The sequence below is a fragment of the Pseudomonas sp. GM74 genome, assembly GCF_000282455.1.
In the GTDB taxonomy this organism is placed as follows: domain Bacteria; phylum Pseudomonadota; class Gammaproteobacteria; order Pseudomonadales; family Pseudomonadaceae; genus Aquipseudomonas.
In genome coordinates, this window is the sequence record NZ_AKJG01000060.1 from 32,609 (window position 1) to 42,107 (window position 9,499).

A 9,499-nucleotide genomic window follows, 5' to 3' on the forward strand; every position below is an offset into this window, starting at 1 on the left:
AACCTGTGGGAGCGAGCTTGCTCGCGATGAGGCCTTTCGATTCAACCAATCACTCCCGGATTCACCACCCGACCATCGGCCGGCACGGTCTGCATTTGCCCGATTGACGACCAATACATAAAAGTCCAGTATGGAATTATAAGTACAAAAAAAGGTTTCCACCCGTTTCAGCTTTTTCTTCTGTCTTGCCAAACCAACAACAACCGCGAGAAAACGAACATGAAGAAGTTCCCCCTCATCACCGGTCTGGCCCTGAGCCTGTTGGCGTGCAGCTCTGTGTTCGCCGCCGAGAAAACCCTGCGCATCGGTATCGAAGCGGCGTATCCACCGTTCGCCTCGAAAACCGACCAAGGCGAAATCGTCGGTTTCGACTATGACATCGGCAACGCCCTGTGCGCGCAGATGAAGGCCAAGTGTGTGTGGGTCGAAGGCGAGTTCGACGGTCTGATTCCTTCCCTGAAGGTGAAGAAAATCGACATGGCGCTGTCGTCCATGACTATCAATGAAGACCGCAAGAAGTCGGTGGACTTTACTCACAAGTACTATTTCACTTCGTCGCGTCTGGTGATGAAGGATGGCGCGGTGGTGGATGACCAGTACGCCAGCCTCAAGGGCAAGAACGTCGGGGTGCAGCGTGCCACCACCACGGACCGTTACGCCACCGAGGTGTTCGAACCCAAGGGCATCAACGTCAAGCGCTACAGCAACAACGAAGAAATCTACATGGACCTGGCAGCCGGCCGCCTTGACGCGATTTTTGCCGACACCATTCCACTCAATGACTTCCTGTCGATGCCCCGTGGCAAGGGCTACGCCTTTGTCGGGCCGGAACTGAAAGATCCGAAATATGTGGGCGAGGGTGCCGGGATCGCAGTGCGCAAGGGCAATACCGAGTTGGTCAGCGAGCTGAACACGGCCATTGATGGCATTCGTGCCAGTGGTGAGTACCAGAAGATTTCGGACAAGTACTTCAAGTCCGACATTTACGGCGACTGATAGTCCGCTTTCGCGAGCAAGCTCGCTCCCACAGGTTCAGTGGTGTACATATCTCTTGCGCACGACTCGGACACTGTGGGAGCGAGCTTGCTCGCGATGAGGCCCTGCCAGCCAATACATCTCTTGGGGCTCAGCCCTTCAATTCCTTCAAATGCTTGTACACCGTCGCCCGCCCCATGTTCAGCACATTCGCCACATAGTTCGACGCACTTTTGCCCTTGAACGCGCCTTCGGCGTGCAACGCCAGCACCAGTTCCCGCTTGTGGTCGCGAGTCAGCAGATTCAGGCTCAACTGACGCTCGCGCAGCCAGGCGTGGAGGAAGGTGTTGATCCGCTCCTGCCAGTCATCGCGGAACAGTGCATCCGGTTGCGGGATCAGCTTGGTCGGCGACAGGAACAGGTCCAGGGCGGCCTTGGCATTCTCGAACAGCGAAATATTCAGGTTGATGCACAGCACCGCTAGCGGACGACCTTCGCTGTCCCGTAGCACTGTGCTGAGGCTGCGAATCTTCTGACCATCCCAATTGAGCTTTTCGTACGGCCCGATGTTTCGTTCGCTGACATCGTCACTGAGCATGTCTTCCAGCGCCGAGTCGTCGCCGATTTCCCGCTTGGACAGGTTGTTGGCGATGTAGTCGACCTTTTGCGTGCGCAGGTCGTGCAGCACCACTTCGGCGTGGGGAAAGAACAGCGTGGCGATGGCATCGGCGATCGCCCGGTAGTTATCCAGCGACGCAGTGTTCGGGGCCGAGTCTTTTTCGGGGGCGTTCATACAGTGGAACTCCAGGCAGCGTCAGCGCCCCGTCAAAGGGGCGTTGAAAGTGTGCCGTAATCGTGTGGGCACGTCACCTGAGGATCAGGATCAGCCGAGGCGGACAGGGGAGAGCATTTCGGCATTCAGGCCGAAACGGCCGAGCGACTCCGGCAACGCGGCACCGCGTACCAGTGCCGCGCTGGCCTGGCCCATGGCCGGCGAAGTCTGGATGCCATAACCGCCCTGCGCCGCGACCCAGAACAGCCCCGGCACCTGTGGATCGAAGCCGGACAGCAAGTCGCCGTCGCTGACGAAGCTGCGCAGGCCGGCCCAGGTGCGGGTCGGGCGGCGAATGGTCAGGGTCGTGGCTTCTTCGATCTGGTAGATGCCCATGGCGATGTCCAGTTCTTCAGGCTGCACGTCGTGGGGGGCCACCGGGTCGGCGTTGGCCGGTGAGCCGAGGAACATCCCGGCGTCGGGTTTCATGTAGAAGGATTCGTCGAGGCTGACCAGCATCGGCCAATGGTGGATGTCCACGCCTTCGGGGCCGGCGAAGATGAACGCGGCACGGCGTTTGGGTTGCAGGCCCAACGGCTTGGCGCCAGCCAGTTCGCCGATCTTGTCGGCCCAGGCGCCGGCAGCGTTGATGATGATCGGCGCGCTGAAGGTCTGGCTGCCGGTCTGGACCTGCCATGTACCTTGGTCGTCGCGGTTCAGGCTGACGACTTCGCTGTCGGTATGCACCTCGCCCTGATTGCGGCGGATGCCGCGCAAGTAGCCCTGGTGCAGGGCGTCGGTGTCGATGTCGCTGGCGGTCGGGTCGTAGATGGCGCCGTGGACCTTTTCCCGGCGCAGGATCGGCACCAGCGCGCAGGCCTCGTCGACGCCGAGCAACTGCATCTGCGGCACCGTGGTTTTTGCGCTCTGGTATTGCCTGTTCAGTTCGTCCGGATCACCGGTCAGGTCCACGGTCATTTCGCCCCGCGGGGTCAGCAGCGGGTGTTCGCAGAAACCGCTGGGCGGGTTGTCGAAAAAGTCCCGGCTGGCCAGGGTCAACGCCCGCACTTGCGGGGTGCCGTAGGCCGCGGTGTATAGCGCCGCCGAACGGCCGGTGGAGTGATAGGCCGGATGGGATTCGCGTTCGAGCACAATAACGCGGCCGTGCTGCGACAGCCAGAAACCCGTGGAAGCACCGGCAATCCCGCCGCCGATGATGATGAAATCTGCCTGGCTCATGAACGTCTCCTTTAGAGCGCAAATGCCAATGAAGTCGGTGCCTTTGTGGGAGCGAGCTTGCTCGCGATGGCGGTGTATCAGTCAACATCATTTCTGAATGACAGATAGCTATCGCGAGCAAGCTCGCTCCCACAGGTGACTGTTGGTGTTAGTGCGTGAGGCGATAGATCGCATTGGCCAGCGCAATGTCTTCCAGGCCCAGGCCGATGGAGCGGAAAAACACATGGCGATCGTAATCGGGGCGCAGGACTTTTTCGCTGAGCAGGTCGGGCAGGTCGCCGACAATCGCGCCCTTGTCCCAGCCGTGCCGTTCGGCGGCGATCAGCATTTCACCGGCCGAGCCCGGGGTGGTCAGGCGATAGTCGCAGAACACCTGCATGTTGTTGAGGCTTTGCGGCGGCACTTCGTGGGCACGCGGCGCGTTGGTGCTGATGGAGGTGATCAGCGCCGGTTTGCGCAAGCTCGATGGATCGATCACCGGACCGGCGGACGAGGTGCAGAGCATGATCACGTCGGCGTCCTGAACGGCAGCTTCGCGGTTGTCGACGATGTTCAGGCGTGGCTCGATGTTTTTCAGCAGGCTCACGGTTTCGGCGTCTTCGCTCAAGCTCGGCGAGTACAGGCTGATGCTCTGCCAGTCGCGCAGGCCTTTCACGTAGTGCAGGTGCGCCTGAGCCACTTTGCCGCTGCCGATGATGGCCAGGCGATTGGCTGTGAGCGGCGCGAGGGCATCGACCGCTACGGCGGTGGTCGCAGCGGTGCGTGCCGTGGTCAGTTCGCCGGCATCGCACAGCAGCAGCGGTTGGCCGGTTTGCATCGACATCAACAGCGTCCACGCCGTCACCAATGGCCCCTGTTCGCGGACGATGTAGGGCGAAGTCTTGATCCCGTACACACCGTCTTCGGCCAGCACGCCCAGGTAGTTGATGAAATCGCCGGCGCCCTGTGGAAACTCCACCAATTGCTGTGCCGGTTGTACGGCCTGCCCGGCGGCCAGGTCGCGGAACAGTTTGCGCAGGATCTGCGGCACATCGACCTGCGTCAGTAGCTCGCGAGCCTGGGCTTGGGGGATCACTTGGGGCGTGCTGGACATGGTCGGCTCCGGAGCTGGAAGTAAACTAATTTGTCCATTATGGACTTTTAGATATCTGTCGCAATATCCAGGCGAAAAAAAAGCGCAGTCCGTTTCCGGCTGCGCTTGTCTTTTCAGCGTCGTTTAATGGGGACGCTTGCGTTCAACCGCCCGCAACAGATGCGTCGGTGGCGTTTCACAGCTGATCTTGCGCCCCAGTTTTTCTTCGATGGACGGTAGCTGGTAGGAGTCGTCTTCACCGGCAAAGCTGATGGACACACCGTCGGCACCGGCTCGACCTGTACGACCGATGCGGTGCACGTAGTCGTCCGGCACTTCCGGCAGGGTGAAGTTGATCACATGACTGATGCCGTCGATGTGGATGCCGCGACCGGCCACGTCGGTGGCGACCAGTACGCGGATCTTGCCTTCGCGGAAGCCTTCGAGGGTCTTGATGCGCTTGTGCTGCGGCACGTCGCCGGACAATTGCGCGGCGTTGATGCCGTCACGCACCAGGCGTTCTTCGATGCGCCGCACTTCATCCTTGCGGTTGGCGAACACGATGACCCGCTCCCAACCGTTGTCGTTGACCAGGTTGTAGAGCAGTTTGTATTTGTCGGCACCGGCCACCGCGTAGATGTGCTGCTCGACGTTTTCGTTGGCCACGTTCTGCGACTCGATCTCGACGATCGACGGGTCGGTGGTCCATTGCTTGGCCAGATTCATCACGTCTTCGGTGAAGGTCGCGGAGAACAGCAGCGTCTGGCGCTCGGACTTCGGCGGCGTCTGGCGAATGATCTGGCGCACTTGCGGGATGAAGCCCATGTCGAGCATGCGGTCGGCTTCGTCCAGCACCATTACTTCGACCATGTCCAGATGCACGTCGCCGCGCTGGTTGAAGTCCAGCAGGCGGCCCGGCGTGGCCACGAGGATGTCGCAGTGGCGGGCTTCGAGGTGCTTGAGCTGCTTGTCGAAGTCCATGCCACCGACGAACGTCATGACGTTGAGGCCGGTGTACTTGGTCAGGTCGGCGGCGTCCTTGGCGATCTGCACCACCAGTTCGCGGGTCGGCGCGATGATCAGTGCCCGTGGCTCACCCATGTAGCGCTCTTTCGGCGGCGGGGTTTGCAGCAACTGGGTGATGATCGAGATCAGGAACGCCGCGGTCTTGCCGGTACCGGTCTGGGCGCGGCCGATGGCGTCTTTGCCGGCGAGGGTGAAGCCCAGTACCTGGGCCTGGATCGGCGTGCAATACGGGAAGCCCAGGTCCTGGATGGCGTGCATCAGTTCAGGGGCCAGCTTGAAATCGTGGAAGCGGGTCTTGCCTTCCTGGGGCTCGACGACGAAGTCTTCGAGTTTCCATGGGATGACCGGTGCCTTTGGCTTGGGTTCGCGGCGTGGTCTGGCGGGTTTCGGCGTTTCGCTGAGCGGCTGCTCCGGGGCTGTTGTCGCCGCAGGCAGGTCAGCCATTGCGGTCTTCGGCTCATGCTTGGGTGCCGCCGTGGCGGTGGCTCGTTCAGACTGAATACCGTCGGTGCGGTGGCCGGGAGCGTGAGACGCAGGGCTGGGAACTGGCGCGAGTTGCTCAGTCTCGCTTTTACCGAACATTTTCTTGAGTGCTTTGAGCACGGTCATCTCATCAATTGATTAAGGAATGTACGCCGGCCAGTGTAATGCAAGAATCGGGCGCGGCGTAGTGGGATGGATCAAAGGGCGCTTTTAAACAGAATGCTTAACGCAGGCGCTCGGCGAGCCAGACGCCGATGTCGCGAATTTCTTCGGGTAACACTTCGTGACCCATTGGGTACTCCTGCCATGTCACGGTGACACCACGCAGCTTCAAATGCTCGTAGGCGCTGCGCCCCATCGAGTTTTGCACCACATCGTCATACTGGCCGTGCATCGACAGCACCGGGATCCGCTGCTGGCTGGCGGACAGTTGCAGTTCGTCGCTGAAGGTCGGTGCATAAGTAGAAAGGGCAACTACACCACCCAGTGGTCCCTGCCATTTCAGAAACGCGGTGTGGAAAACCACGGCGCCGCCCTGGGAAAAACCTGCCAGGAAGATCCGCGAGGCGTCTATTCCGCTGGCTCGCTGCACTTCGATCAGTTCAATGACGCGGTTCGCCGACGCTTCCAGTTGCTCGCGGTTGATCGCGCGCGCCGGGCTCATGGCCAGGATGTCGTACCAGCTCGGCATCTCGTAGCCGCCGTTGATAGTGACAGGGCGATGCGGTGCCTGCGGGAGAACGAAGCGGGTACTCAGCAAGGTTTCCTGCAGCGCTTCGGCCACCGGAAGGAAATCGTAGCGATCGGCGCCCAGGCCGTGCAGCCATATAACGCAGGCGTCTGCGGTCTTTACGGGCTGAAGAATCAAGGGCTCGGTCATGTCTGCTCCAATGTTGTGCGTGCGCGCACATATAAGTGCGTGATCAAAGTGCGCGTAAGGTTGATCCGTTAAGAAAGTGTCGCAAGCGTACAAGTTTTGCTATTGACCTGCAGCTGAACCGCTTCGGCGAGCGGTGTGGTACGGGCTTTGCTATGGGGAAACGGTGCAACCCATCTCGCGCCCGGCGGTAACACTATCAGTGTACTGCCGACTGTGGGATAGCAATGAATCCGGTGATGGATGTTCGCCAATGGCCGCTACGGGGCTTCGCGAACGTGAAAGGGCTACAGCCCGTTCGGCCGACTGGTGAGAGCGAGTTTTCCATGACGTGGATTTTCTCCTACTAGACTCAAAGCTAACGTCTTACGTCGGTTGACCCCAAAACAAGCCAACACGGGTCGACTACGCCTCAAAAGGGTGCGACAGGACTCACGCTCCGACACAACAAGAGCAAAACTGGAGGTTTGAATGAAGATGTTGAAATCCACCCTGGCTATCGTGACTGCAGCCGCAGTACTCGGTGTCAGCGGGTTTGCCCAGGCGGGCGCAACCCTGGATGCAGTGATGAAGAAAGGTTTCGTGCAGTGTGGCGTCAGCGATGGCTTGCCAGGCTTCTCGGTTCCGGATTCCACCGGCAAGATCGTGGGTATCGATGCTGACTACTGCCGTGCAGTAGCAGCGGCTGTCTTCGGCGACGCGACCAAGGTCAAGTTCAGCCAATTGAACGCCAAGGAGCGCTTCACCGCGCTGCAGTCCGGCGAAATCGACATTCTGTCGCGCAACACCACCATGACCAGTTCCCGTGACGCGGGCATGGGCCTGAAATTCCCGGGCTTCATTACCTACTACGACGGCATCGGCTTCCTGGTAAACAACAAGCTGGGCGTGAAAAGCGCTAAAGAGCTGGACGGCGCGACCATCTGCATCCAGGCCGGTACCACTACCGAGCTGAACGTTTCCGACTACTTCCGCGGCAACGGCCTGAAATACACCCCGATCACTTTCGACACCTCCGACGAAAGCGCCAAGTCGCTGGAATCCGGTCGTTGCGACGTACTGACCTCCGACAAATCCCAGCTGTTCGCCCAGCGCAGCAAGCTGGCTTCGCCGAAGGACTACGTGGTTCTGCCGGAAACCATTTCCAAGGAACCTCTTGGCCCGGTCGTGCGTAATGGCGACGACGAGTGGCTGGCCATCGTGCGCTGGACTGGCTACGCCATGCTCAACGCTGAAGAAGCCGGCATCACTTCGAAGAACGTAGAAGCCGAAGCCAAGGGCACCAAGAACCCAGACGTTGCCCGTCTGCTCGGTACCGACGGTGAATACGGCAAAGACCTGAAAGTGAAGAAAGACTGGGTCGTACAGATCGTCAAGCAAGTCGGCAACTACGGTGAAGTGTTCGAGAAAAACCTCGGCAAGAGCACTCCGCTGGAAATCGACCGCGGGCTGAACGCTCTGTGGAACGCTGGCGGCATTCAATACGCACCACCAGTGCGCTGATGGTTCTATCACCCGGTGGGCCAACCACCGGGTGATGTTCTGTTCCATTATTTCCGGGGCACTTCATGCAAAATTCAATCGGCGCACCAAAGCAGAGGCTCAGCCTCAGCGATCCACGCGTGCGTGCTTGGGTATTCCAGATCATCACGATTATCGCGGTGGTCTCGCTGGGCTGGTATCTGTTCGATAACACCCAGACCAACCTGCAACACCGGGGCATTACCTCCGGTTTCGACTTTCTGGAGCGCAGTGCCGGTTTCGGCATCGCTCAACACCTGATCGACTACACCGAAGCGGACACATACGCCCGGGTGTTTGTCATCGGCCTGCTCAACACCCTGTTGGTGACCTTCATCGGCGTGATTCTGGCGACGATCCTGGGTTTCATCGTCGGTGTGGCGCGACTGTCGAAGAACTGGATCATCGCCAAGCTGGCGACGGTGTATGTGGAAGTCTTCCGCAACATTCCGCCGCTGCTGCAGATCCTGTTCTGGTACTTCGCGGTGTTCCTGACCATGCCGGGGCCGCGCAACAGTCATAACTTTGGCGACACCTTCTATGTCAGCAGCCGTGGCCTGAACATGCCGGCGGCGTTGATGGCGGATGGTTTCTGGCCGTTTGTGACCAGCGTTGTAGTCGCCATCGTCGCCATCGTGCTGATGAGCCGCTGGGCGACCAAACGCTTCGAAGCCACCGGTGTGCCGTTCCACAAGTTCTGGGTTGGCCTGGCGATGTTCCTGGTCATCCCTGCGCTATGCGCGCTGGTTTTCGGTGCACCGGTGCACTGGGAAATGCCGAAGCTGCAAGGCTTCAACTTCGTCGGCGGCTGGGTGTTGATCCCGGAACTGCTGGCGCTGACCCTAGCCCTCACCGTGTACACCGCGGCGTTTATCGCCGAGATCGTGCGTTCGGGCATCAAGTCGGTCAGCCATGGCCAGACCGAAGCGGCGCATTCCCTCGGCCTGCGCAACGGTCCGACCCTGCGCAAGGTGATCATCCCGCAAGCCCTGCGCGTGATCATTCCGCCGCTGACCAGCCAATACCTGAACCTGGCGAAGAACTCCTCGCTGGCGGCCGGTATCGGTTATCCGGAGATGGTCTCGCTGTTTGCCGGGACCGTGCTCAACCAGACCGGCCAGGCAATCGAGGTGATTGCGATCACCATGAGCGTGTACCTGGCGATCAGTATCAGCATTTCCCTGCTGATGAACTGGTACAACAAGCGCATTGCGCTGATCGAGCGGTAAGGAAAAGCGCATGAGTACTCATACTTTCAAACCTGACATGCCGCCACCGAACCGCAGCATCGGTGCGGTGGCGTGGATGCGCGCGAACATGTTCTCCAGCTGGCTCAACACCCTGCTGACCCTGTTCGCGTTCTACCTCATCTACCTGGTGGTACCGCCGATCCTGCAGTGGGCGATCCTTGATGCCAACTGGGTCGGCACCAGTCAGGCCGACTGCACGAAGGAGGGCGCCTGCTGGGTGTTCATCCAGCAGCGTTTCGGCCAGTTCATGTATGGCTACTACCCGCCGGTACTGCGTTGGCGCG

The 9,499-nt window shown here is 60.0% G+C and carries 9 protein-coding genes; 4 read left to right on the top strand and 5 right to left on the bottom strand.

From position 1 onward, the window contains the following. The first annotated feature begins 219 nt into the window (after window positions 1-219). Complete coding sequence (locus tag PMI34_RS13785) at window positions 220-996, top strand: ABC transporter substrate-binding protein (protein ID WP_008050153.1); 777 nt, start codon at window positions 220-222, stop codon at window positions 994-996. A 130-nt stretch (window positions 997-1,126) separates the two neighbouring features. Here the strand turns inward: PMI34_RS13785 and PMI34_RS13780 are convergent, their stop codons facing one another. The 5 genes from PMI34_RS13780 to PMI34_RS13760 form a co-directional block, all read right to left on the bottom strand. Continuing rightward, a complete protein-coding gene (locus PMI34_RS13780; protein WP_008050155.1) occupies window positions 1,127-1,768 on the bottom strand; it encodes a helix-turn-helix transcriptional regulator in 642 nt (213 codons plus the stop codon). Between the two features lie 90 nt (window positions 1,769-1,858). Further along, complete coding sequence (locus tag PMI34_RS13775; RefSeq protein WP_008050156.1) at window positions 1,859-2,986, bottom strand: NAD(P)/FAD-dependent oxidoreductase; 1,128 nt, start codon at window positions 2,984-2,986, stop codon at window positions 1,859-1,861. Between the two features lie 148 nt (window positions 2,987-3,134). Continuing rightward, window positions 3,135-4,079 (bottom strand): ornithine cyclodeaminase family protein, encoded by a 945-nt coding sequence (locus PMI34_RS13770; RefSeq protein ID WP_008050157.1) that lies wholly within the window; start codon window positions 4,077-4,079, stop codon window positions 3,135-3,137. A gap of 123 nt (window positions 4,080-4,202) precedes the next feature. Next, window positions 4,203-5,693, bottom strand: a complete 1,491-nt coding sequence (gene rhlB, locus PMI34_RS13765; protein WP_008050158.1) for an ATP-dependent RNA helicase RhlB — start codon at window positions 5,691-5,693, stop codon at window positions 4,203-4,205. Window positions 5,694-5,790: 97 nt separating this feature from the next. After that, window positions 5,791-6,447, bottom strand: coding sequence for an alpha/beta hydrolase (locus PMI34_RS13760; protein ID WP_008050159.1), 657 nt, complete (start codon window positions 6,445-6,447; stop codon window positions 5,791-5,793). 468 nt (window positions 6,448-6,915) lie between these two features. On the opposite strand from PMI34_RS13760, the gene PMI34_RS13755 reads away from it, so the two are divergent. The 3 genes from PMI34_RS13755 to PMI34_RS13745 all read left to right on the top strand — a co-directional run. Next, window positions 6,916-7,947, top strand: coding sequence for an amino acid ABC transporter substrate-binding protein (locus tag PMI34_RS13755; protein WP_007972676.1), 1,032 nt, complete (start codon window positions 6,916-6,918; stop codon window positions 7,945-7,947). Between the two features lie 65 nt (window positions 7,948-8,012). Further along, complete coding sequence (locus PMI34_RS13750) at window positions 8,013-9,194, top strand: amino acid ABC transporter permease (protein WP_008050160.1); 1,182 nt, start codon at window positions 8,013-8,015, stop codon at window positions 9,192-9,194. Window positions 9,195-9,204: 10 nt separating this feature from the next. Next, window positions 9,205-9,499: hypothetical protein (locus PMI34_RS13745; RefSeq protein WP_008050161.1), on the top strand; the 295-nt coding region annotated here is incomplete at its 3' end.

Excerpts from the sequence above, each read along its gene's own strand:
- PMI34_RS13755 (WP_007972676.1), top strand. The coding sequence starts at position 6,916 with ATGAAGATGTTGAAATCCACCCTGGCTATCGTGACTGCAGCCGCAGTA.
- PMI34_RS13775 (WP_008050156.1), bottom strand. The coding sequence starts at position 2,986 with ATGAGCCAGGCAGATTTCATCATCATCGGCGGCGGGATTGCCGGTGCT.
- PMI34_RS13785 (WP_008050153.1), top strand. The coding sequence starts at position 220 with ATGAAGAAGTTCCCCCTCATCACCGGTCTGGCCCTGAGCCTGTTGGCG.
- PMI34_RS13780 (WP_008050155.1), bottom strand. The coding sequence starts at position 1,768 with ATGAACGCCCCCGAAAAAGACTCGGCCCCGAACACTGCGTCGCTGGAT.
- PMI34_RS13760 (WP_008050159.1), bottom strand. The coding sequence starts at position 6,447 with ATGACCGAGCCCTTGATTCTTCAGCCCGTAAAGACCGCAGACGCCTGC.
- PMI34_RS13770 (WP_008050157.1), bottom strand. The coding sequence starts at position 4,079 with ATGTCCAGCACGCCCCAAGTGATCCCCCAAGCCCAGGCTCGCGAGCTA.
- rhlB (WP_008050158.1), bottom strand. The coding sequence starts at position 5,693 with ATGACCGTGCTCAAAGCACTCAAGAAAATGTTCGGTAAAAGCGAGACT.
- PMI34_RS13750 (WP_008050160.1), top strand. The coding sequence starts at position 8,013 with ATGCAAAATTCAATCGGCGCACCAAAGCAGAGGCTCAGCCTCAGCGAT.